General features: G+C 62.1%; 21 protein-coding genes. 18 read left to right on the top strand and 3 right to left on the bottom strand.

Annotation, left to right across the window (positions count from 1 at the left end):
* The first annotated feature begins 21 nt into the window (after positions 1-21).
* From WBA38_RS17385 to hisG, 3 genes are all read left to right on the top strand, one after another.
* Positions 22-699, top strand: a complete 678-nt coding sequence (locus WBA38_RS17385; protein WP_424323192.1) for an HAD family hydrolase — start codon at positions 22-24, stop codon at positions 697-699.
* A 75-nt stretch (positions 700-774) separates the two neighbouring features.
* Positions 775-1038 carry a phosphoribosyl-ATP diphosphatase gene (locus WBA38_RS17380; RefSeq protein ID WP_424296685.1) on the top strand — a complete coding sequence of 88 codons (264 nt, stop codon included), beginning with the start codon at positions 775-777 and terminating at the stop codon, positions 1036-1038.
* A gap of 80 nt (positions 1039-1118) precedes the next feature.
* On the top strand, positions 1119-1967 hold the full coding sequence (gene hisG, locus WBA38_RS17375) for an ATP phosphoribosyltransferase (RefSeq protein WP_424296683.1): 849 nt from the start codon (positions 1119-1121) through the stop codon (positions 1965-1967).
* 89 nt (positions 1968-2056) lie between these two features.
* Here the strand turns inward: hisG and WBA38_RS17370 are convergent, their stop codons facing one another.
* Positions 2057-2938 (bottom strand): thioesterase family protein, encoded by an 882-nt coding sequence (locus WBA38_RS17370; RefSeq protein ID WP_424297274.1) that lies wholly within the window; start codon positions 2936-2938, stop codon positions 2057-2059.
* Between the two features lie 130 nt (positions 2939-3068).
* Here WBA38_RS17370 and WBA38_RS17365 point away from each other — a divergent pair, with 130 nt between their 5' ends.
* From WBA38_RS17365 to WBA38_RS17300, 14 genes are all read left to right on the top strand, one after another.
* Positions 3069-3899, top strand: a complete 831-nt coding sequence (locus tag WBA38_RS17365; protein ID WP_424297272.1) for a tRNA (adenine-N1)-methyltransferase — start codon at positions 3069-3071, stop codon at positions 3897-3899.
* Positions 3900-3931: 32 nt separating this feature from the next.
* The gene (gene arc / locus WBA38_RS17360; protein ID WP_424297270.1) at positions 3932-5626 is read left to right on the top strand and encodes a proteasome ATPase; all 1695 of its coding nucleotides are present in this window, start codon (positions 3932-3934) and stop codon (positions 5624-5626) included.
* A gap of 123 nt (positions 5627-5749) precedes the next feature.
* A complete protein-coding gene (locus WBA38_RS17355; protein ID WP_424323191.1) occupies positions 5750-8419 on the top strand; it encodes an FHA domain-containing protein in 2670 nt (889 codons plus the stop codon).
* Positions 8420-8479: 60 nt separating this feature from the next.
* A complete protein-coding gene (gene dop / locus WBA38_RS17350; RefSeq protein WP_424323190.1) occupies positions 8480-9982 on the top strand; it encodes a depupylase/deamidase Dop in 1503 nt (500 codons plus the stop codon).
* A gap of 155 nt (positions 9983-10137) precedes the next feature.
* Positions 10138-10329, top strand: a complete 192-nt coding sequence (locus tag WBA38_RS17345) for a ubiquitin-like protein Pup (RefSeq protein ID WP_424323189.1) — start codon at positions 10138-10140, stop codon at positions 10327-10329.
* 5 nt (positions 10330-10334) lie between these two features.
* The gene (gene prcB / locus WBA38_RS17340) at positions 10335-11183 is read left to right on the top strand and encodes a proteasome subunit beta (protein ID WP_424297071.1); all 849 of its coding nucleotides are present in this window, start codon (positions 10335-10337) and stop codon (positions 11181-11183) included.
* Positions 11180-11929, top strand: coding sequence for a proteasome subunit alpha (gene prcA, locus WBA38_RS17335; RefSeq protein ID WP_424323188.1), 750 nt, complete (start codon positions 11180-11182; stop codon positions 11927-11929). The genes prcB and prcA overlap by 4 nt, the downstream gene beginning before the upstream one ends.
* A 5-nt stretch (positions 11930-11934) precedes the next feature.
* Positions 11935-13293: a Pup--protein ligase gene (pafA, locus tag WBA38_RS17330; RefSeq protein WP_424297059.1), complete on the top strand. Its 1359-nt coding sequence runs from the start codon at positions 11935-11937 to the stop codon at positions 13291-13293.
* 16 nt (positions 13294-13309) lie between these two features.
* Complete coding sequence (locus WBA38_RS17325) at positions 13310-14293, top strand: helix-turn-helix transcriptional regulator (RefSeq protein WP_424297057.1); 984 nt, start codon at positions 13310-13312, stop codon at positions 14291-14293.
* Complete coding sequence (locus WBA38_RS17320) at positions 14290-15267, top strand: helix-turn-helix transcriptional regulator (RefSeq protein ID WP_424297055.1); 978 nt, start codon at positions 14290-14292, stop codon at positions 15265-15267. The genes WBA38_RS17325 and WBA38_RS17320 overlap by 4 nt, the downstream gene beginning before the upstream one ends.
* Positions 15268-15365: 98 nt before the next feature.
* A complete protein-coding gene (gene tatA / locus WBA38_RS17315; RefSeq protein ID WP_424297053.1) occupies positions 15366-15629 on the top strand; it encodes a Sec-independent protein translocase subunit TatA in 264 nt (87 codons plus the stop codon).
* A 103-nt stretch (positions 15630-15732) separates the two neighbouring features.
* Positions 15733-16668: a twin-arginine translocase subunit TatC gene (gene tatC / locus WBA38_RS17310; RefSeq protein WP_424297069.1), complete on the top strand. Its 936-nt coding sequence runs from the start codon at positions 15733-15735 to the stop codon at positions 16666-16668.
* A gap of 3 nt (positions 16669-16671) precedes the next feature.
* The gene (locus WBA38_RS17305; protein ID WP_424323187.1) at positions 16672-19416 is read left to right on the top strand and encodes a DEAD/DEAH box helicase; all 2745 of its coding nucleotides are present in this window, start codon (positions 16672-16674) and stop codon (positions 19414-19416) included.
* A 63-nt stretch (positions 19417-19479) separates the two neighbouring features.
* On the top strand, positions 19480-20391 hold the full coding sequence (locus WBA38_RS17300; protein WP_424323186.1) for a DUF4333 domain-containing protein: 912 nt from the start codon (positions 19480-19482) through the stop codon (positions 20389-20391).
* 90 nt (positions 20392-20481) lie between these two features.
* Here WBA38_RS17300 and WBA38_RS17295 read toward each other — a convergent pair whose 3' ends face one another.
* Positions 20482-21405 (bottom strand): 5'-3' exonuclease, encoded by a 924-nt coding sequence (locus WBA38_RS17295; RefSeq protein WP_424323196.1) that lies wholly within the window; start codon positions 21403-21405, stop codon positions 20482-20484.
* A gap of 114 nt (positions 21406-21519) precedes the next feature.
* On the opposite strand from WBA38_RS17295, the gene WBA38_RS17290 reads away from it, so the two are divergent.
* Positions 21520-22638, top strand: coding sequence for a M24 family metallopeptidase (locus WBA38_RS17290; protein ID WP_424297047.1), 1119 nt, complete (start codon positions 21520-21522; stop codon positions 22636-22638).
* Between the two features lie 132 nt (positions 22639-22770).
* Here the strand turns inward: WBA38_RS17290 and WBA38_RS17285 are convergent.
* Positions 22771-22927, bottom strand: a 157-nt coding sequence (locus WBA38_RS17285) for an integrase core domain-containing protein (protein WP_424323195.1), incomplete at its 5' end; no start/stop codon positions are given.

Raw genomic sequence — 22927 nt, 5'->3', positions numbered from 1 at the left:
GTTCGTGGATAGGGTGGGGTCGTGACCGATGACCTCGCCCTTCCCCGGGCTGTGCTGTGGGACATGGATGGAACGCTCCTCGACACCGAACCCCTCTGGGGACTCGCGATGGAAGACTTCGCCGAACGGGTCGGCATCACGCTGACGCCGGAACTTCGGATCGCCACGATGGGAAACAGTTCCGTCGACGCCTTGACCAAGGTGTATGACGCCGCACTGATTCCCGAGTCGGGCCGCGATTTCGACGGCGACGAAGCCTGGATGGTTCAGCGAGTACTGGAAATCTTTGCCACCGACCTCCGGTGGCGGCCCGGTGCTTTGGCCGCTCTCGATCTCGTTGCCGACGCTGATATTCCGATGGTTCTCGTGACCAACACCATTCGCGACCTGGCAGATGTGATGCTGGAAACCTTGGGTCGGGACCGGTTTGTCGCGACCGTCTGCGGCGACGAAGTGGAAGCCGGAAAACCGGAACCCCACATCTATCGTCGGGCGGCCGAGCTGGTTGGGCGGTCACCGCGGGAATGCCTGGCAGTTGAGGATTCTCCCGTCGGCGCTGCGGCCACCTACGCCGCAGGGGTTCGCGCAATCATCGTGCCGTCGGCGATCCCCGTCCCACCGAAGCCGACCTACACCTTCCGCGACACCTTGGTCGGGTTGACCCTCGACGATCTGGCGGCCGCAGGCTCGTCCGGCTGACCGCGCTAGGTGTGTTTACGGGGCTGAACCATCCCGAACGGGCGGGGATTGTCCCGACATGCAAAAATGTAGGATGTGAAAACCTTCGACGAACTCTTCGCTGAGCTGGCAGACAAGGCACAGACCCGCCCCGAAGGCAGCGGTACCGTTGCCGCCCTGGATGCGGGAATCCATACGCTCGGGAAGAAAATCATCGAGGAGGCCGGCGAAGTTTGGCTGGCGGCCGAGCATGAGTCGGACGAGTCGCTGTCGGAAGAAATCTCGCAGCTCGTGTACTGGCTGCAGGTCATGATGATCAAACGCGGCCTCAAGCCTGCCGACATCTACCGCTACCTGTAGTACGCGCACCGACCGTCTGTCAGTCCGATTCACCAAGCTCACCCGCTGAGCAAATTAACTTCCGCTAGGAGCTTCTTTCCATGTTGCGTGTCGCAGTCCCCAACAAGGGCGCCCTGTCTGAGGCCGCCTCCGCAATCCTGACGGAGGCGGGCTACCGCAAGCGTTCCGACCCCAAGGACCTCAACGTGATCGACGTCGAAAACGACGTCGAATTCTATTTCCTCCGCCCCAAGGACGTCGCGATCTATGTCGGCGCGGGAACCTTGGACCTCGGGATCACCGGCCGGGACCTGGCCGCCGATTCCGGCTCCAACGTCATCGAGGAGGTCGCGCTCGGCTTCGGTTCGTCGACGTTCCGCTACGCGGCACCGTCGGGTCAGGAGTGGAAGATTGAGGACCTCGCAGGCAAGCGAATCGCCACGTCGTACCCCAATCTGGTGCGCGCGGACCTTGCCGCGCGCGGTATTGACGCGGAGATTATTCGCCTCGACGGCGCTGTCGAAATCTCGATCCACCTCGGCGTCGCCGATGCGATCGCCGATGTGGTGGGGTCGGGCCGCACCCTGCGTCTGCACGACCTCACCGCGTTTGGTGAGTCGCTGTGCCAGTCGGAGGCCGTACTGGTCCGCAACCCGGAGAACGAAGTCCCGTCGAAGGCTGCGAGGCAGTTCATCAAGCGTGTGCAGGGTGTCGTGTTTGGTCAGCAGTACGTGATGGTCGATTACGACTGCCCGAAGGACAAACTCGACCTCGCCGTCACCATGACGCCCGGCTTGGAGTCGCCCACCATCTCGGCGATGGCCGATCCCAATTGGATCGCCGTGCGCGCCATGGTTCCGCGGAAGACGCACCAGGCGCTGATGGACGACCTGTCTGACATTGGTGCACGCGCCATCCTGGCCTCCGACATCCGATCCTGCCGGTTCTAGCCGCCAACCTCAGCAAACAGCGCAGGCCTACCTCGATTCGAGGTAGGCCTGCGCTGTTTCAAGACCCTATTTAACCCTGGGCTATTCAATTAACCCTGGGCTGCGATCATGTCCGACTGCGCCGACCGCCCCAAGAAGCCAGTGACGTCGTAGAGGTCAGCAAAGCTGGCACCATAGCCGCGAGCACCGATCACCAGGTCGGAGTCAATCCCCAGCCAGGGGGAGGTCGGTTGGCCTGTCAGGTGCACGGTGGTATCCATATTCATCCACGACCACTCGTTCGGTTGCAGCGCGGTACCAACCCCATTGGCAACGTCAAGGACCGCGAACATCGCTTCCAGGTTCGTCATCTCTTCGCCGAGAACCAACGGAATAGCGGCCCGGATCCACAGGGCCGAGGTTTTCCCATTGCGGCCCGGTTGACGTGCCGTGATCGTGGTCCCGATGAAGCCAATACGGCCCCATGCGACCGGAATGCCGGCGTCGTCCACTTCCGGGAAGCCGATGATCTGGGGGAGGTCATCAGGCGAGGCTGGCAACCGATCGTGAGGTGCATTCACCACCGCCGCGGTATCTGAGGTCTGCAGCCGCCAAGCGACCGTTCGGGCGACGACGCGGAACGAGCCGTCGGGACCCTGTGCCTCAAGGTCGGCCTGCACCATCGAGATTCGCCGCCCCGGGCGCGGCATGCTGGTGCTGACACGGTTAACGCCGAGGCCGATCGGTCCGAGGATCTCGGTGGTGACTCGGGTGAACTCCTGGCCGTCATCGGGAACTGCACGCTCGAGTGCCCGGATCATCAGCGCTGCCGGGGGTGCACCGTGCTGCATATCTGCAGACCACACGCTGGCGGTCGCCTTCGTCGGCTGGAAATACTCGTAAGCCGCGCCAGCTTCAGTACTGGAAGGTTGGCCTTCGGGAACGGGCAACGGTTCGTAATAACAGGTGTAGGGCACCTCGCTAATGTCCATGTGGGCACTCTATGACAAGGTTGTTTGAGCAGATTTCGGGCGTCACCTTTGGCGCCCCGAGCTGCTGTACAAGTCAAGCAAGGCCACGGCGCAGGCACAGTGGCGATCCAATCAGGAGGACCACCCCACGATGGCGACAACCGGCCCTTTCGCCGTAGGCGACCGCGTCCAGCTCACCGACTCCAAGGGACGTAAGTTCACCGTCGTCCTGGAAGAGGGCAAAGAGTTCCATACGCACCGCGGCGGCATCCTGCACGACGACCTCATCGGCGCCCACGAAGGCTCCATCGTCAAGGCCGTTTCCGGCACCCAGTATCTGGCGCTCCGACCGCTTCTCACGGACTACGTGGTGTCGATGCCGCGTGGCGCGCAGGTGATCTACCCAAAGGATTCCGCGCAGATCGTGTCCGAGGGAGATATCTTCCCGGGGGCTCGCGTTCTCGAAGCCGGTGCCGGGTCCGGGGCCCTCACGTTGTCGCTGTTGCGCGCGGTCGGTGTCAACGGTTCGGTGACGTCGTACGAGGTGCGTGATGATCATGCCGAGCATGCCGTCCGCAACGTGGAAACATTCCTCGGTGGTTCGCCCGAAAACTGGACATTGCGGGTCGCTGACCTTGCCGACCACAACCCGGAAGAGCAGTTCGATCGGATCATTCTCGACATGGTGGCACCCTGGGAGTGCCTCGACGTCGCTTCTAAGACGCTGGTTCCCGGCGGCGTCCTGACTATTTACGTCGCAACCGTGACCCAGTTGTCGCGGGTCATCGAAGCGTTGCGCGAGCAGCAATGCTGGACCGAACCCCGCGCCTGGGAATCGCTGGTGCGCGATTGGAGCGCCGTCGGATTGGCGGTACGGCCGGAGCATCGGATGCAGGGTCACACCGCGTTTTTGATCACCGCCCGACGACTCGCCGACGGTACCGAAACGCTTCGCGTCTCCAGGCGTCCCACCCGCGGGTAGCGTGGAAGTTAATTCCGGTAAAAGGAGGCACGATGTCCGAGTCAAATCGATCAACAGGGTCAGATCGTTCACCCGGTAGCAGCGTCGAATTCTCGTCCATGCAAGAGCGCGTCGAAAGCCTGACCGCTCGCAATAGCAAACTGACCGAGATGCTCAAGGAAGCCCGCGTGCAGATGCTCGCGCTCCGCGAGGAAGTTGATAACCTCGCGCAACCGCCCAGCGGTTACGGCCTCCTACTGCACATCTTCGATGATGCGACCGTCGACGTCTTTACGTCCGGCCGCAAGATGCGTCTGACCCTTTCGCCGAATATTGAACGTGAGACGCTTCGTCACGGCCAGTCGCTGCGTCTCAACGAGGCACTTACCGTGGTTGAAGCGCTCGAGTACGACGAAGTCGGCGAGATTGTCCAACTGCGTGAGGTTCTGGCCGACGGTCGGCGCGCCCTCGTTATGGGGCACACCGATGAGGAACGCGTGGTTTCGCTCGCCAATTCGTTGGTTCACGTAGACGAGGGCGGCGAAAGCGAACGCAAACTCCGCATCGGGGATTCGTTGATGATCGACGCCAAGGCCGGATTCGCGCTTGAGCGAATCCCGAAGGCCGAGGTGGAAGATCTGGTCCTCGAAGAAGTCCCGGATGTCGACTACGAAGACATCGGCGGACTGCGTCGACAGATCGAGCAGATCCGTGACGCCGTCGAATTGCCGTTCCTCCACAAGGAACTTTTCGCCGAATACTCGCTGCGGCCACCCAAGGGTGTGTTGCTGTACGGTCCGCCCGGAAACGGTAAGACCCTAATCGCCAAGGCCGTCGCGAACTCGCTCGCGCAAAAGATTGCCGAAGTGAAGGGTGACGACGCGCACGAGGCTAAGTCGTACTTCCTCAACATCAAAGGTCCCGAACTGCTCAACAAGTTCGTCGGCGAAACCGAACGGCACATTCGGCTGATCTTCCAACGTGCTCGCGAGAAGGCGTCTGAGGGCACCCCCGTGATCGTCTTTTTCGACGAGATGGATTCGATCTTCCGCACCCGCGGCTCAGGGGTGTCATCCGATGTCGAGACGACCGTTGTTCCGCAGTTGCTGAGCGAGATCGATGGTGTCGAGGGCTTGGAAAATGTGATCGTGATTGGTGCCTCGAACCGCGAGGACATGATCGACCCCGCCATCCTGCGTCCGGGACGTCTCGACGTGAAGATCAAGATTGAACGCCCGGACGTTGAGGCTGCGCTCGATATTTTCTCCAAGTACCTGACCGCTGATTTGCCGTTGCACGCCGATGACCTCGCCGAGTTTGATGGCGACGCGCAAAAGTGCGTTGACGGGATGATCCAGCGGGTCGTGGAGCGGATGTACGTCGAGTCTGAAGAGAACCGGTTCCTTGAAGTCACCTATGCCAATGGTGACAAGGAAATCATGTACTTCAAGGACTTCAACTCGGGTGCGATGATTCAGAACATCGTCGACCGCGCGAAGAAATACGCGATCAAGGCGTTCCTGGATACCGGTCAATCGGGATTGCGGATTGCGCACCTGCTCGATTCGATCCAAGACGAGTTCTCGGAGAACGAGGACCTCCCGAATACGACGAACCCGGACGACTGGGCTCGGATCTCGGGAAAGAAGGGGGAGCGGATCGTTTACATCCGGACCCTGGTGACGGGAAAGTCGGCCGGTGCCAGCCGAGCCATCGACACCGAATCCAACACCGGCCAGTACCTATAGGGCCGCAGAGAATCACTTCTCAACTTCGGCGCGCTGGGCTTGCGTCCAATCGGACGGAACCGGCGCGCCGAAGTCATTCCGTTAGAGGATCTAGCTGCGGCAGACTCGATAGAGTTACCGGCGATGAACACTCCAACAATCGCTCCGCTTCAGGTACGCCTCGCGCAGGCCAGGCCTCAAGTCCTGCGTTCCACGCCCGCGACCGTTGGTCGGACACCCGAAAACGATGTGGTCGTTAACCACCCACTCGTTTCCCGCGTGCACTTGGCCTTCGAGTGGTCTGATGGCTGGAGTGTTGTTGACCGCGGAAGCACCAACGGCTTCTTTGTCAATGGGATCAAGCAGTCGTCAGTGCGCGTTGACCGTCCGATGCAGATTCGACTCGGGGATGCGTCAACGGGACCGCTCCTGGAATTGACGCCACAGCAGGCCGCTGCGCCCACAATCGTGCCCGCAAAGAATGCGGCATCGGCACCGCCGTCGCGCCCAAACCCCGCTCAACAGCCGGCACCGCAACGGCCGGTCCCGCGACCGCCCGCTGCGCCGTCGGGGCCGCAGCAATCCCAAGCCCGCCCACCCCAATCCCACCCGCAGGCACAGCGTGCACCGCAATCGGGTCCACAACAACAGCAACGACCGCCCGCTCGTCCGATGACGGCACCGCTGCAGGCGCAGTCGCCGCCGGGTGGTTTCCGACAAGCGCCGCCCCGCTTCGGTGCCCTGCCTGATGCTCCGCACTTGGCGGCGCTGCACCAGAATGCGTCGGCCGTTTATGAGGTCCCGGGGCATCTTCGCGGCCGCGAAACGATCTCCCTGAAGGGTGTGCAGACCATCGGTCGCACGCCGGACAACGACATCGTGGTCAGCGATGTTTTGGCATCACGTCATCACGCGCGAATGACGAGCACACCTCAGGGCATGCTGCTCGAAGATTTGGGCAGCATTAACGGCACCTTCGTCAATGGTCGCCGCGTGATGTCGCATCGCCTCTCCGAGAACGACGTCGTCACCATCGGCAACTCGGACTTTGTACTGACCGACGGCAAACTGATCCGTGGCCGACCCCAGGCACAGGTTGCTGGCGGCCTAGAAGTCAGCGGCGTCGGATTGACGATTGACGGTAAAGCCCTCCTCAACGATATTTCGTTCTCGGCGGCCCCGGGATCGCTGACGGCGATCATCGGACCGTCGGGTGCCGGTAAGTCGACGGTGTCGAAGATCGTGGCGGGCCTCAATAATCCAACCGTCGGCGTGGTTACGTTCGAAGGCCGCGGCGTGCACAGCGAATACGATGCGCTCCGTTCTCGTATCGGCATGGTCCCGCAGGACGATGTCTTGCATCAGAAGCTGACACTGCGTCAAGCCCTCCGATACGCGGCCGAACTCCGACTGCCAGCTGACTTGTCAACTGCCGATCGGGACCAGGTGATCGACGGTGTGCTGTCGGAGTTGCAGCTCACCGAACACGTCAACACTCGTGTCGACAAACTCTCGGGCGGTCAGCGCAAACGGGCATCGGTCGCGATGGAGCTCTTGACCGGTCCGTCGCTGCTGATCCTGGACGAGCCGACCTCGGGTCTGGACCCGGCGCTCGACCAGCAAGTTATGAAAACCCTGCGCCGGCTGGCAGACGCTGGTCGCGTGGTCCTGGTTGTCACGCATTCGCTCACTTATTTGAACCTGTGTGATCAGGTGCTGCTCCTGGCTCCCGGCGGCAAGACGTCGTTCTGTGGTTCACCGGACGATGTTTCATCGGAGATGGGCACCAGCGATTGGGCCGAAATCTTCGGTTACGTGGCCGAGCACCCCGATCAGGCGTGGGCGCAATACCGGCAACGCCATCCACACTCAGCGCCACCACCTCAGCCGACACCGCGTGGAGCCCAGACGCCACCGGCCAAGATGGGGCTACTGCGTCAGACCAGCACCGTCGCACGACGGCAGGCGCGACTTGTCTGGGCAGACAAGGGTTATCTGGTGGTGCTGCTGCTGATGCCGGTGGTGCTGGGTTTGTTGACCCTGGTGATCCCCGGCGACAAGGGTTTTAGTCGAGCCGTGACTCCACCCACGAACAACTACGTGCCGCCGAAGGATCCCGGCGAGGCACTGCAGATTCTGACGATCTTGATTATCGGCGCGGCGTTCATGGGAACAGCACTGGCCGTTCGAGACCTGGTCGGCGAACGTGGCATTTTTGAACGTGAACGGGCGGTTGGTCTGCGGCCGGGCGCCTACCTGACGGCCAAGGTGCTCGTGTTCGCGGTCATGACGATTGTGCAGGTAGCGATCATGGTTGGCATCACCTACGCGTTCCGGGCGATGCCAAAGGCCGAGGACATCCACAAGCCGGACACCCCAGACCCGCTGTTGCCGCCGTCCGTTTCGCTGTTTATTGCGGTCGCCGCGGTGGCCTGCGTCAGCGTGCTGGTGGGTCTGGCGATCTCCGCTGCCGTGCGGTCGACCGAGCAGACCATGCCTCCGCTAGTCATTGTCGTGATGGTCCAGTTGGTACTGTCCGGTGGCCTCTTCGCCATCAGCTCCGCCTTTGTTAAGCCCCTGACCTGGCTGTTCCCCACGTATTGGGGCTATGCGAGCGGAGCGCAGGCCGTGAACATTCCATGGATCGCCGATCAGGTTCCGCAGGTCAAGATCGACGAAGCTGGCGGCAGCATGCTTTATCCGATGTGGGAACCGTCGCTGACGCACGCGTTAATCAGCTATGGCGCGTTGATCCTGATTGCGGTGGTCTTGACCGTATTCGTGTTCTCACGACTGCGGCTTCGCAAGCGTTGATCCCAGCGGCTGCCGACGCTGCGCCCAACGGCGCTGTGGTCCGCGGCTAGGCTGGAAATCATGCAGCGCATCATCGGCACCGAAGTTGAGTACGGCATTTCCGCTCCCGGCGACCCCTCGGCCAATCCGATCCTGACCTCCACCCAGGCGGTACTGGCGTACGCGGCTGCCGCCAATGTGCCGCGGCGCGATCGTCGTACGCGCTGGGACTACGAGGTGGAGTCGCCCATGCGCGACGCCCGCGGCTACGACCTTGGTGCCAGCGGGGGACCAGCACCGGTCATCGACGCCGACGAGATTGGCGCGGCCAACATGATCCTCACGAACGGTGCGCGACTCTACGTCGATCACGCGCACCCGGAGTATTCCTCGCCCGAGGTGACCGATCCGCTCGACGCGGTGATCTGGGATAAGGCGGGCGAGCGAGTGATGGAGGAAGCCGCCCGTCACGTCGCCAGCGTGCCCGGTGCACCGCGCCTGCAGCTGTACAAGAACAACATCGACGGAAAAGGGGCGTCGTACGGCACGCACGAGAACTACCTCATGCGTCGCGATACTCCGTTCGAATCCATCGTCACCGGCCTCATGCCGTTCTTCGCTTCGCGTCAGGTGATCTGCGGTGCAGGACGAGTCGGCATCGGCCAGCGCGGTGAAGAGTCGGGCTATCAACTGTCACAGCGTGCCGACTACATCGAGGTGGAGGTCGGCCTCGAGACCACGTTGAAGCGCGGCATTATCAATACGCGCGATGAACCGCACGCCGATCCGGACAAGTACCGGCGCCTGCACGTCATCATCGGCGACGCCAACCTGGCGGAAACTGCCACGTATCTCAAGGTCGGCACCACGGCACTCGTTTTGGATCTGATCGAAGCGGGCGTTCAACTCGACGATCTCGCCCTGGCCTGGCCGGTCGAAGCCGTCCATACGATCAGTCACGATCCGACCCTGCGCGCGACCGTCGCACTACAGGATGGACGCGAAATGACCGGCCTCGCTCTGCAGCGCGAGTACCTGGATCGGGCGCAGAAGTTCCACGACGAAAACCACAGCGACGACACCCGTGCTGCGCACGTCCTCGCCACCTGGGCCGATGTCCTCGACAAGCTGGAACGCGACCCAATGGAATGCGCAGAACTGCTTGACTGGCCAGCCAAGTTGCGACTCCTGGAAGGTTTCCGTACCCGCGAAGGGCTCGGATGGGCGTCGTCGCGACTGCACCTCATTGACCTGCAGTATTCCGACGTCCGACTCGACAAGGGCCTCTACAACCGGCTGGTTGCGCGCGGTTCCATGAAACGCCTCACCACTGAAGAACAGGTGATGCGGGCCGTACACACCCCGCCGGAAAGCACACGCGCCTACTTCCGCGGTGAAGCGGTTCGCCGATTCGGTGCGGAAATCGCCGCGGCCAGCTGGGACTCGGTGATTTTTGATCTCGGTCGAGATTCGTTGATCCGTATCCCGATGAACGAACCTTTACGTGGCACCGCCGAGCATGTGAAAGACCTTCTCAAAGATGCGGCCACGGCTGCCGAGTTGGTTGAACGCCTCAGCATGTAGGTCAAGCGTCCCCGGTTTCCCGAAGCGTTCGCCGCTCACCTGGCTGAATGCGATATCGCGCAACAGGATTGGCACCAGTACGGTCGCGTCGCCACCGGTGAGCGACGGCCACCGGTAGGGTTGAAGTCACAACATTCTCTTCTCAGGAGGCGAGCATGGCGCAAGAGCAGACCAAGCGCGGCGGCGGTAAAGACGACGACGACGCGATCGGCGGTGGCGGCGCAGGCCAGGAGCGTCGAGAAAAGCTCACTGGCGAGACCGACGATCTGCTCGACGAGATCGACGACGTGCTGGAAGAGAACGCCGAAGACTTCGTGAAGGCCTACGTTCAGAAGGGCGGCCAGTGACGCCCATGCCCGGCGAGGCAGGGACTGGCAGCATCTCGTCGTTTGCCGAGTATCTCCGTCGTCATGCCCCAGAGCGATTGCCGCACAACATGATCGCCAACGGTGATGGGATGAGTGCGGACCAAATTCCGCACGGCACGACCATCGTCGCCGTCAGTTACCGGGGCGGCGTCATTCTGGCTGGTGACCGTCGAGCCACCATGGGGAATCTCATCGCCACGCGCGATGTCCAGAAGGTTTACGTCACCGACGACTACTCAGCCGCCGGGATCGCTGGTACCGCGGGCATCGCGATCGAGATGGTTCGCCTGTTCGCCGTCGAACTCGAGCACTACGAGAAAATTGAAGGCGTCCCGCTGACCCTGGATGGCAAGGCTTCGCGCTTGGCCAGCATGGTCCGCAGCAATCTCGGTGCGGCGATGCAGGGACTCGCGGCGGTCCCGCTTCTCGTTGGCTTCGACGCCGAAGCCAACGACGACGCGCGCGGCCGAATCTTCTCGTTCGACGTCGCTGGGTCGCGGCACGAAGAAGTCGGCGGATACGAAGCCATCGGTTCAGGTTCGGTATTCGCGCGGTCTTCACTGAAAAAACTGTTCCGCGCGGACTTCACTGCCAGCGAAGCGTTGAGCGCCGTGGTGGAAGCCCTGTACGACGCCGCTGATGATGACTCGGCGACCGGGGGACCCGATCTAGTGCGCCGGATTTTCCCGACGGCCGTTCGGATCGGAGCCGACGGGGCCGACGTGATTCCAGAAGCCGAAATCGCTGAGGCCGCCGAAGCGGTCGTCGCGCGACGTCGCGACGAGGCGCAAGCAAACTCGTTGGGCAACGAAACGCCGGAGGCCAAGGCATGACCTTCCCGTATTACGCCAGCGCAGAGCAGATCATGCGCGACCGTTCGGAACTCGCGCGCAAGGGAATTGCTCGCGGCCGAAGCGTGGTTGCCATGACCTACGCGGACGGAGTGCTGTTTGTGGCGCACAATCCGTCGAACACGCTGCGCAAGGTCAGCGAAATCTATGACCGGATCGGTTTCGCAGCCGTCGGCAAGTACAACGAGTTCGAAAGCCTGCGCAAGGCTGGCATCCAAATGGCCGACCTCCGCGGCTACAGCTACGACCGTGCCGACGTGACAGGCCTGTCCCTCGCGAGTGCCTACGCGAACACCCTGGGTGCGGTGTTCACCGAGCAACCGAAACCGTTCGAGGTCGAACTTTGCGTCGGTGAAGTTTCCCCACCGGGAAAGGACCGACCGTCGCAGCTGTACCGGATCGGCTACGACGGGTCGATTGTCGACGAGACCTCGTACATCGTCATGGGTGGTGCCACCGAGCCGATCAACACGGCGATGGCCGAAGCCTACGAACCGGACCTGTCATTGACGGCCGCCATCAAACTGTCGGTGCACGCGCTATCGAGCGCCGCCGCCACACTAGCGGTGGCCACCGTCTCGGCCACTAATGGGGGCGAAGCGGAACCGGCCGCCGTCGACTTGACCGCCGACGACGTCGAAGTTGCCATTCTCGACCGGAATCGCCCGCGCCGCGCGTTCAAACGACTGCGCGACGCCGACGTTACCGGCTATCTCGAACAGGAGTAAGAGCCGTGGAACGACGGATCATGGGCATCGAAACCGAGTACGGCGTCACGTGCACGTTTAAGGGCCAGCGCCGACTCAGCCCCGACGAGGTGGCCCGCTATCTGTTCCGCCGGGTTGTCGCCTGGGGACGGTCGTCGAACGTCTTCCTCACCAACGGTGCGCGCCTGTACCTCGATGTGGGATCGCATCCCGAATACGCGACCGCCGAGTGCGATTCGGTGGAGCAACTCGTCATGCACGACCGCGCGGGCGAACGCATCCTTGAGGAACTGCTCATCGACGCGGAAGAAAGACTGGTGGCCGAAGGCATCGGCGGGGACATTTATCTGTTCAAGAACAACACCGACTCGGCGGGCAATTCGTACGGGTGCCACGAGAACTATCTGGTCAGTCGGGTCGGCGAGTTCGGGCGCGTCTCCGACGTACTGCTGCCGTTCCTCGTAACCCGGCAACTCATCTGCGGCGCAGGCAAAGTCCTGACGTCCGGCAACGACGCCAAGTTCTGCCTATCGCAGCGTGCCGAACACATTTGGGAGGGTGTCTCGTCGGCAACCACCCGTTCGCGCCCGATCATCAACACCCGCGACGAGCCGCATGCCGATGCCGAAAAGTACCGTCGGCTGCACGTGATCGTCGGTGACTCCAACATGTCCGAGACGACGACAATGCTCAAGGTCGGTTCCGCACTGCTGGTGCTGGAGATGGTGGAGTCCGGCATCTCCTTCCACGACTTCGCGCTCGACAATCCGATCCGCGCAATCCGCGACATCAGCCAAGACACCACCGGCACCCGGGAGATCCGGTTAGCGGGCGGTCGGACCGCGACAGCGTTGGCCATCCAACGCGAGTATCACGCACGGGCGGTCAAGCACCTCGAGAATCGGACCCCTGACGCCACCATGGATCGTGTCGTGGACCTGTGGGGCCGCACCCTCGATGCTGCCGAAACCGGCGACTACAGCCAGGTCGACACCGAAATCGACTGGGTGATCAAACGCAAGTTGATGCAGCGGTACCAAGACCGCTTCTCGATGGACCTGACCGACCCGAAGATTGCCCAGCTCGACCTCGCTTACCACGACATTCGCCGTGAACGCGGCGTCTTCGATGTGCTCGCGCGCAAGGGGTTGGTCGCCCGCGTTACCACCGATGAGGCGATCGACGAAGCCACCAGCACACCGCCGCAGACCACACGCGCAAAACTGCGCGGAGACTTCATTACCGCAGCCCAAGCGGCCAAGCGCGATTTCACCGTCGACTGGGTGCACCTCAAGATCAACGATCAAGCGCAGCGCAACGTGCTGTGCAAAGACCCGTTCCGAAACGTCGACGAGCGAGTCGAACGGCTAATCGCGTCGATGTAGCACCTAAGGTAACTACGTGACTACGAAGAACGAGCGGATCGTCAATCTCGTTGTCTGTTTGATGGCTGCGCGCGGTTTTGTCAGCGCCGAGTATCTGCGTCGGAATGTCCAGGGCTACAACGATGCAGGCCAGCAGGGCGACACGTTTAAACGGATGCTCGAACGCGACAAGGCCGAACTCCGCGAGATGGGTATACCGCTCGAGACCGGCGTGAATCCCACTGGGGAAGAGGGCTACCGGATCGATCCGGAGCAGTACGCGCTGCCCGAAATTACCCTGGACCGAGCCGAGGCGGCAGCAGTTGCCGCAGCGTCGGCCGTGTGGCACGAGCCGTCCGTGGCCACGGTCTTCCAGACTGCAGTCTTAAAATTGCAGGCTGCCGGCATTGAAGTCGCACCCGATGATGAACTCGCTGTCGCCCACGGCGGCGCATCACGCTCACTGGGCGACGAACGAACCATCACCGCGCTCCTATCGGCCATCGATGCCGCGCGCCCGGTCCACTTCACTCACCGCACTTCTCGCGGCAAACACGAGCGAACGGTGGAACCGTGGGGAATCGGTTCCAACGGCGGCCGCTGGTACGTAGTTGGTCGTGACCGGGATCGCGACGCGACCCGTACGTTCCGAATCTCCCGGATTACCGACGTTGCTGCCTTCGACGACGCGGGCAGCGTTCAGGTGCCAGCGAACGTCAGCATTTCGTCCATCATTGCCGAGGCCGTCGAAAGGGCCGCCGGCGATGCCGGATCGACAGCACAGGTGTGGGTCGCGGCTAACCGCGCGCACGGACTTCGCCGCATCGCCTCATCGGCGACGCCGCAAACGCTGGCCAGCACGGGGGAGCAGGGCGACGTACTCACCATCAATATTTCTTCGCAGTCCGGACTGCGACGGGTGATTCTTGGTGCCGGACCCGACGCCGTCGTGCTGAGTCCGGACGAATTGCGCCGCGATGTCATCGCCGACCTCGATCAGCTGATGGAGATCCAACGTTGAACGTCACCGCACCAAAGCCCACACGACTGTCGCGACTGTTGGCGATGGTCCCGTACTTCCAGGCGCGTCCGGGCATCAAACTTTCGACGGCCGCCGCAGACCTGGGAGTTACGCCCAAACAACTTACCGCCGACCTCGAGCAACTGTTTGTGTGCGGACTTCCCGGTTACGGTCCCGAGCACCTCATCGACATTCAGTTCTGGGATGGGTACGTCAGCGTGGCGTTCACTGCGGGAATGGATCGACCGCTTCGACTGACGGGCCCGGAAGCCAACGTGCTACTGATGGCGTTAACGATGCTGACCGAGTCCGGCGGTGCCGTCGAAACGGGTGCGGTGCGTAGCGCGATCGCCAAAATCGAAGAAGCGATGGGTGCCACCTATCGGGCCATTAGTTCCAAAGCCGACAGCGATGCGACCTCGCGCCCGGTCGATAGCGCAATTCGTGCCGCCGTCGAAGCTCGCGAGGCACTTCGCATTACCTATTACACCGCCAGCCGGGACGACGTCACCGAGCGCACCATTGACCCAATCCGTATTCGCGCCGTCGATGGCCACAGTTACCTGGAAGCGTGGTGCCGTCGATCCGAGGGCATCCGGATGTTCCGGTTCGACCGCGTCGAGACCGCTGAGTCCACTGGCGAACCGTCATCGCCGCCCGCGCACGCCGTGCGGCCCATCGAATCCGAGGACTCCATCGGTTTCAATGTGCTGACCGGCGAACTTCCCGTGGCCCGCATTGAAGTGGATCCGGAAGCGCTCTGGCTCCTGGAGTACTACGATGCCGAACCCGACGAGGACTTCGACACCGCGCCAACGGCACCCATTTCGGCGACCCTTCGATACGGCTCACCCGAATGGCTCGCGCGTTTTATCCTCGGATTCGGTGGCCGGGTCAGGCTCCTCGACGATACGACCGCAGCTGGATCGGTGGTCGTCGAGACAGCATCCGCGGCACGTGAACGGTACCGTTAACCGGTTCGACAAAGCTGAACGCGCCGACGGCGCTCATCCCGGGTAGACTCGGGCGAGAACTTATTCTTTTAACCTAGGTGATTTCGAAGGGTGCAGTTATGGGTGCGATGTCAGCGTGGCACTGGGCGATCGTGCTGATTGTGCTGGTCCTCCTGTTTGGTTCGGCCAAGCTTCCCGGGGCAGCACGCGGTTTGGGGCGCTCGTTGCGCATCTTCAAGTCGGAAATGCAGGAAATGGCCAGCGACGGCAAGAACGATGCCGCGTCGGATGCAACCGACACGACGGCACCTCGCGAGTTGCCCGCCGCTGAGAAGCCGGCTGTCGCCGATCAGACGCAGCCGACCGACAAGAAGACGGCTTAGCCGCTCACCGACGTAAGTGGCAAGTAACAGCTCACGCGGCAAATTTACGCTCGGCAAGATCGACCCCCGCCGACGGCGCAGCAAAGTTAATCCCGACGGCTCCATGCCGCTGGCCGAGCATCTGTACGAACTCCGCAACCGCCTCGTCATCTCGATGTTGGCAATCGCCGTCACGACGATTTTCGGGTTCTTTTGGTATAGCCACAGCTTTGGGCCAATCCAGTCACTCGGCGAGATTTTGCGTGGTCCCTACTGCGATCTGCCCGCATCATCGCGGGCGAGCCTCACCCCGGACGGCGAATGCCGCCTTCTAGCGACGGGTCCGTTCGACCAATTCATGCTGCGACTGCAGGTTGGTCTCACCGCCGGTGTGGTGCTGGCATGCCCGATCTGGTTGATGCAGGTCTGGCGGTTCATCACCCCGGGTCTAAAAAAGAACGAACGCCGCTACGGGTTCTCATTTGTCGCAGCGGCCAGCGTGCTGTTTGTCGGCGGTGCCATCCTGGCTTACTTCATCGTCTCGAAGGCGTTCGGGTTCCTCCTGACAATCGGCAACGACGTTCAGGTCACCGCCTTATCCGGTGACTTGTACTTCAAATTCCTGCTGCACCTGCTGGTTTTGTTCGGCATCAGTTTTGAACTCCCGCTGTTGATCATCGCGCTCAACTTGGTTGGCGTGCTCACCTATGAGCGACTGAAGAAGTGGCGTCGAGGGCTGATCTTCGCGGTCTTCGTGTTTGCCGCAATTGTTACGCCGGGCCAGGATCCGTTCACCATGCTCGCGCTAGCCGGTGCGTTGACAATCTTGTTGGAACTGTCGATTCAGATCGCACGCCTTAACGATCGTCGCAAGGCAAACAAGAACCCGGACTGGATGGACGTCCCGGACGATCAAGCCTCCCCGTTGGCATCCGGTGCCGACGCAAAGGCGTCTGGAACCATCGATGCTGTCGCGCCGATTCCACGCCCCGGAGCGATCGGCGCCACCAGCGACCGGCAATCTATCGCGACTCCAACCGCATTCGATGACATCCTGTAGTTGATGACCATCGACGAACTTTCCGTATCCGGCCCGGAACTCACGGCCTTCAGTACCCGGATCGGGTTTACTCTCGACCCCTTTCAGCAGCAGGCATGTGCCGCCCTCGAGGCCGAACACGGCGTTCTAGTCTGCGCCCCAACGGGGGCCGGTAAGACCATCGTCGGCGAGTTCGCCGTGCACCTGGCTCTCGCACACAGCACCAAATGCTTCTACACGACGCCGATCAAGGCACTGAGCAATCAAAAGTTCCATGATCTCGCCGAGGTACACGGCTCTGAGAATGTCGGCCTCCTGACGGGCGATAACGCGATCAACTCATCAGCGCCCGTCGTCGTGATGACGACCGAAGTGCTTCGAAACATGCTGTACGCGGATTCGTCCGCGCTCGCCGGACTCTCGCACGTGGTGATGGATGAGGTGCACTTCCTTGCCGATCGGTTCCGCGGTGCCGTGTGGGAAGAGGTCATCCTCGGGCTCGACCCGTCAGTGCGGGTTGTCAGCCTGTCGGCCACGGTCAGCAATGCCGAGGAGTTCGGCGACTGGATTACCGCCGTCCGCGGGGACACCACTGTCATCGTCGACGAACACCGCCCCGTCCCGCTGCATCAACACATGCTAGTGGGGAATCGGACGTTCGGACTATTCGATCGCCGCCATCCCACCCAGGTCAACCCCGAACTAACCCGATTCATCAAAAACCGGCTGCTATCGAATGATGCCGTCGGCAACTACCGAGACCGTGTCGCCCGCGAACGACGTCGAGGCGGCGGTACCGGAGTGTCGCGTCCGCGACTGATCAAGATGCTCGACGAGAACGGCCTGCTACCAGCGATCACTTTCATCTTTTCCCGCAAGGGCTGTGACGGTGCGCTCGCGCAATGCCTGCGCTCGGACCTGAACTTATTGGAACCGGACCAAGTAGCTGCGGTCGACACAATCGTCGACCGACACCTTGTCGCCATGTCACCCGGAGACGCCGACATCCTCGGTGTCGAGGAGTGGCGGGCCGGACTGCGACGCGGATTCGCCGCCCACCACGCGGGTCTGTTACCGATGTTCCGACAGGCCGTGGAAGAACTCTTCGTAGAGGGCCTAGTGAAGGTGGTGTTCGCCACCGAAACGCTGGCCCTCGGCATCAATATGCCCGCTCGCAGCGTGGTCCTGGAACGCCTAGTGAAATACAACGGCGAAGCGCATGTGGACCTCACACCGGGGGAGTACACCCAGCTGACGGGCCGCGCCGGACGCCGCGGAATTGACGTCGAAGGGCACGCGGTCGTGGTGTGGACGCCGGAAGTGGTGCCGGACCGCGTCGCGGGCCTGGCGGGCGCGCGAACCTTCCCGCTCCGCAGTTCCTTCACGCCCGAATACAACATGGCGATGAACCTCATTGACCGACTAGGCGTACAAGGTTCGCGCGACCTGCTGCGGCGGTCGTTTGCACAGTTCCAAACCGACCGGTCGGTGGTCGGACAAGCACGCCAACTCGACCGCGCGCGGATGTCCCTGCGGAAAGTCGACGCCGAACTCGACCACTCGGCCCAACGCAAGGGTCTCGAGCCCGAAGCATTCCTCGAGTACATGTCGCTGCGAGAGGACATCAAACGGCAGGAACGGGCCGCCAAGTTTATGCGGCGCATGGAATCCACAGAAGCGGTCTCCGACGACCTTCTGGCCCTGAAACCCGGGAACGTCATCGGGCTGAATACCGGTCGCCACCGTGGGCTCGCCGTGGTTCTGGAACGCGCGGAAATGGACATTGATCCCAAGCCGCTGGTCTTGTGCGAGGACGGCTGGGTCGGTCGTGTCGGCGTACGCGACTTCGTGAACCCGCCCGAAGTGATCGGTCATGTCCGGATTCCCAAATCCGCCAATCGACGCAGTGCTCGGGGCCGACAGGAACTGGTCTCGATTCTGCGCAATAGCGGAATCGATCGCCCGCGCGGGCGCAACACCAAACGCAAACAGGAAAGCCCCAGTAACGCCCGGCTCATCGAACTCCGCAACAAACTGCGCAAACATCCGGTTCATAAACTTTCCGGAATCGACGACCTGCATCGATTGGCCGAACGTCGCAGTCGCCTGCTGCGTGACATCAACAGCCTGGAACAAGCCGTCGACACCCGGACCGCCGCACTGGAGACCCAGTTCGACGCCATCACCGGCGTGCTTACGGAACTGTCGTATCTCGAGATAGACGACGACGGCGAGCTCGTCGTCACACCAACCGGGACCGTCTTGCGTCGGATCTACTCGGAGAGCGATCTCCTCGTCGCCGAATGCATCCGAGCCGGTATTTGGGATCACCTGTCGCCACCCGACCTTGCCGCCGTCGTGTCGTCGATGGTCTACGAGTCGCGCCGCGACTCCTACACCGGCGGAATCGATTCCATGCCAGGTAACAAGGCCCTGCGCGACGCGCTCACCGAAACCGTCCACGTCTGGGAAAGCACCAACGACATCCAAACACGTCACGGAGTCGTTCAAACGCGCGAACCGGATACCGGCTTCTGTGTCGCTATCGGCGCGTGGGCGTCGGGCAGGTCGCTTCGTGAAGCACTGCTCGCAGCATCCGAACGAGGACAAATGCTCTCACCAGGTGATTTTGTTCGATGGAATCGCCAAGTCATCGACCTCCTCGAGCAGATTCGCGGCAGCGTGGACCCTGATGCGAGCCTTGCAATCGCGGCACGGAAAGCTATCAAGGGTGTGCGGCGCGGCGTCGTGGCATCCGAGTTGGACTGAACCCCTGCGGTAACGTGACACCAGCCAGCGCTTACGGGGCATTTGTTGAGAGGAAGGCGCGAAATGACGAACGACGATCAGCCGACAGAAACGGGTACCCCGGACAACAGTCCCGCGACCCCTGCCGCCGATAGCGAAAAGACGACGGTCGTGCAGCGGCCCGATGTTAGCCAGGCCGACGGTGCCACCACTCCGGTCGTTCCCGCTAGCCCCACCGAGCAATACACCGCGCCTGCGCAGCCGACACCAAATCAGGCGCAACCGACGCAGCAACTAGACCCGCAACAGGCGCAGTACGGTCAACAGGCGCAGTACGGCCAGCAAGCGCAATACGGGCAGCAGCCCCAGTATGGACAGCCCCAGTACGGGCAGCAGCCACAATACGGACAGCCCCAATACGGGCAGCAGCAGTTTGCCGCGCCCGGGCAGTCGTCACAGCCCGGTCAGCCATCTCCGTACGGTCAGACACCCGGCGCTCAGCAGCAGTTTCCCCCGCAGCAGCAGTTCGGGCAGCAACAGTTCGGGCAGCAACAGTTCGGGCAGCAACAGTTTGGGCAGCAACAGTTCGGTCAACCCGGCCAGCCAGCCGCAGATCCAACGCTGAATCCGTTCGCACCGGAACAACAGACCACCAAGAAGAAACTGTCAGGCAGCAAGCTGGTCGGACTTATCGCAGCCGTCCTTCTCGCACTCGCGGCGATCGTCGCACTCACCGCCTTTGTGGTGCCCGGATGGGCCGGAAAGAACCTCAACCAGACCGCCGTCCAAGACGGCGTCACGAAGATCCTTACCGCCTCCGAGCCTGAAGGCTACGGCATCAAAGACGTCAAGGATGTCCAATGCCCGGACGGCCAGAAAGTAGAGGCCGGCGCCACCTTCACCTGCTCGCTGAAGGTGAACGGAGAGAACAAACACGTCACCGTCACTGTCAAAGACAGCAGCGGCACCTACGAAGTCTCTCGCCCCACCAACTAGGGCCCACAGCTAAAACGCGACTCCCGGCGTCGAACACTCACTGAAGGAGTTCAACGCCGGGAGTTGCGGCTGTGTTGCCGGAGTGCCGCGCTACCAGCGAAGCGCGGTACGCAAACGGCCAATAGAAGCGTCAATGCCGAGTTCAGCAACCAACGCGTCCAGGCCTTCGGCATCGGCAGGCGACGTCGGGAGCGCATCCGACTCCGTGCTGTCGATAGTGTCCGCGTCGGTTCGGACCGCAACAACCGTCCTCGCAGCAGCTAGGTAGTCAGCAGAACTCTGAATAGAGTTACGAGCGCGCGCGGGGACTGCCGAAGCCGGATCATAAGCGGCGGCCTCAAGAGCATCGAGGCTACCGAACTGGGTGAGCAGCTTAGCGCCAGTCTTCTCACCAATGCCCGGAACACCGGGAAGACCGTCCGAAGGATCGCCGCGCAGGATCGACATTTCCGCGTAAGCCACCCCCGCCCGTTCAACAGGCACACCATACTTGGCAGCCACCTCCTCCGGACCCATCAACTCGGCCTTCGCAAGGCCGCGCCCCACATAAAGGACACGAACCGGGACAGGATCCTCGGCCACCACCTGCAGGAGGTCCCGGTCACCGCTCACAACCAGCACATCGTCAGTCGCTTCATGGAAAGCCAACGTCCCAATCACGTCGTCTGCCTCACAGCCCTCGGCACCCGACGTAGCGATTCCCGCACACCGCAAAACCTCCAAAATCATCGGGACCTGCGGTGTCAGAGTGTCGGGCACCTCCTCAGCAGCACCGTCACCGTCAGCCGCGACGCGGTGCGCCTTATACGACGGGATGAGATCGGTGCGGAAAGCAGGCCGCCAATCCAAATCAAGACACACCACCAACCGAGAAGGGTCGTGCGTCGTCACGAGCGAAGCGATCGTATCGACAAAACCACGTACCGCATTGACCGGTCGCCCATCGGGCGAGGTCATCTTCTCCGGCAAAGCGTAAAACGAACGAAACCACAAACTCGCCCCGTCGAGGAGCATCACCGATCCGGTCATGGTGAATACCCTATTCACATTGGTCGCCAAGTCCTATCGGGTCGCCGCGAAATCGCCCGAGTTCGGCAGCCTCCAAAGCCGGTGAAATACGGTAAGTACATGGCCACCCGATTCGCCCCAGACGTATACGCCCAACGACTCGCACGCGCAGCCGAACTCACCGCTACCGCTGGATACCACGCGATCGTCGTCGGGACCGGACCAGACTTCCGCTACCTCACCGGTTCAGACGCCGAAACCTTCGAGCGACTCACCGCCCTGGTAATCCCCGCACAAGGTCCCGCACGCGTCGTCACAGCACGGTTAGAGTTAGCTTCCCTCCGAGAATCGGCGATCGGCGAACTCGGCCTGCAGATCACCGACTGGGTCGACGGCGAAGATCCCTACACGCTCGCCCTCGACGGCTTCGGCCCCCACGCGAAACTAGCCGTCTCCGACGCCCTACCAGCCCTACACCTCATTCCACTGAGCCAACGGACAAGCGCACCAATCGCTTTGGCAACACCCGTGCTGCGTGAACTGCGAATGATCAAAGACCAAGCCGAACTCGAAGCATTACGCCGAGCCGGCGCCGCCATCGACCGCGTCCACGCCCGAATGGCCGAATTCCTGAAACCCGGACGCACCGAAGCCCAAGTCGCCGCCGACATCGATGCCGCCATCCGCGCCGAAGGACACAACCTCGCCGAATTCATCATCGTCGGCTCCGGACCCAACGGCGCCGATCCACACCACGAACAGTCCAACCGAATCATCGAAACAAACGACATAGTCGTCATCGACATCGGTGGACCGGTATCGCCCGGCTACAACTCCGACTCCACCCGCACCTACTGCTTCACCACACCGCGCCCAGACATCGCAAAGGCCTACGCGATCCTCGAGCAAGCGCAAGCCGCCGCCGTCGCCGCCGTCCGCCCAGGAGCAACCGCCGAAAGCATCGACGCCGCCGCACGCGACGTCCTCAACGCCGCCGGACTCGGAGACCAATTCATCCACCGCACCGGCCACGGCATCGGCCTATCAGTTCACGAAGAGCCATACATCGTCGCCGGAAACACCGACAAACTCCGCGAAGGAATGGCATTCAGCATCGAACCAGGCATCTACTTCGCCGGCGACTGGGGAGCACGCATCGAAGACATCGTGATCGTGACCGCAGACGGCTGCGAACCAGTCAATACCCGGCCCCACGGATTGGTAGTTCTGCCGGGGTGACGGATTCTTCTACTTCTTCTTCTTCTTCTTCGGCAGGGTGGTGCCCGGGTTGGGCGGGGCGACTTCTGCTTCGGCAGGGGGGTGCCCGGGTTGGGCGGGGCGACTTCTGCTTCGGCAGTCCTCGCTCCTTCGCTAGCTGTACTTCTTCGTGACGTTGTGAACGCGTTGTGCCGGTGTGAGGCCACCGATGCCGGTGTGGGGTCGGTGATGATTGTAGTGATGTAGCCATGCTGTGTACGCGAGCTCGCGTTCGTGTTCGTTTTGATAGCGGGCGGCGTAGGCCCATTCG

This window comes from Gordonia sp. (in: high G+C Gram-positive bacteria) (assembly GCF_049647785.1).
Taxonomy (GTDB): Bacteria; Actinomycetota; Actinomycetes; order Mycobacteriales; family Mycobacteriaceae; genus Gordonia.
Note: the sequence above shows the minus strand (reverse complement) of the source record. Positions and strands in the feature narration are given on the sequence as shown.

What these genes read in the sequence shown, in the direction of transcription:
- hisG (WP_424296683.1), top strand. Translation starts at nt 1,119, where the DNA reads ATGTTGCGTGTCGCAGTCCCCAACAAGGGCGCCCTGTCTGAGGCCGCC.
- WBA38_RS17370 (WP_424297274.1), bottom strand. Translation starts at nt 2,938, where the DNA reads ATGGACATTAGCGAGGTGCCCTACACCTGTTATTACGAACCGTTGCCC.
- WBA38_RS17365 (WP_424297272.1), top strand. Translation starts at nt 3,069, where the DNA reads ATGGCGACAACCGGCCCTTTCGCCGTAGGCGACCGCGTCCAGCTCACC.
- arc (WP_424297270.1), top strand. Translation starts at nt 3,932, where the DNA reads ATGTCCGAGTCAAATCGATCAACAGGGTCAGATCGTTCACCCGGTAGC.
- WBA38_RS17355 (WP_424323191.1), top strand. Translation starts at nt 5,750, where the DNA reads ATGAACACTCCAACAATCGCTCCGCTTCAGGTACGCCTCGCGCAGGCC.
- dop (WP_424323190.1), top strand. Translation starts at nt 8,480, where the DNA reads ATGCAGCGCATCATCGGCACCGAAGTTGAGTACGGCATTTCCGCTCCC.
- WBA38_RS17345 (WP_424323189.1), top strand. Translation starts at nt 10,138, where the DNA reads ATGGCGCAAGAGCAGACCAAGCGCGGCGGCGGTAAAGACGACGACGAC.
- prcB (WP_424297071.1), top strand. Translation starts at nt 10,335, where the DNA reads ATGCCCGGCGAGGCAGGGACTGGCAGCATCTCGTCGTTTGCCGAGTAT.
- prcA (WP_424323188.1), top strand. Translation starts at nt 11,180, where the DNA reads ATGACCTTCCCGTATTACGCCAGCGCAGAGCAGATCATGCGCGACCGT.
- tatA (WP_424297053.1), top strand. Translation starts at nt 15,366, where the DNA reads ATGGGTGCGATGTCAGCGTGGCACTGGGCGATCGTGCTGATTGTGCTG.
- tatC (WP_424297069.1), top strand. Translation starts at nt 15,733, where the DNA reads ATGCCGCTGGCCGAGCATCTGTACGAACTCCGCAACCGCCTCGTCATC.
- WBA38_RS17305 (WP_424323187.1), top strand. Translation starts at nt 16,672, where the DNA reads ATGACCATCGACGAACTTTCCGTATCCGGCCCGGAACTCACGGCCTTC.
- WBA38_RS17300 (WP_424323186.1), top strand. Translation starts at nt 19,480, where the DNA reads ATGACGAACGACGATCAGCCGACAGAAACGGGTACCCCGGACAACAGT.
- WBA38_RS17295 (WP_424323196.1), bottom strand. Translation starts at nt 21,405, where the DNA reads ATGCTCCTCGACGGGGCGAGTTTGTGGTTTCGTTCGTTTTACGCTTTG.
- WBA38_RS17290 (WP_424297047.1), top strand. Translation starts at nt 21,520, where the DNA reads ATGGCCACCCGATTCGCCCCAGACGTATACGCCCAACGACTCGCACGC.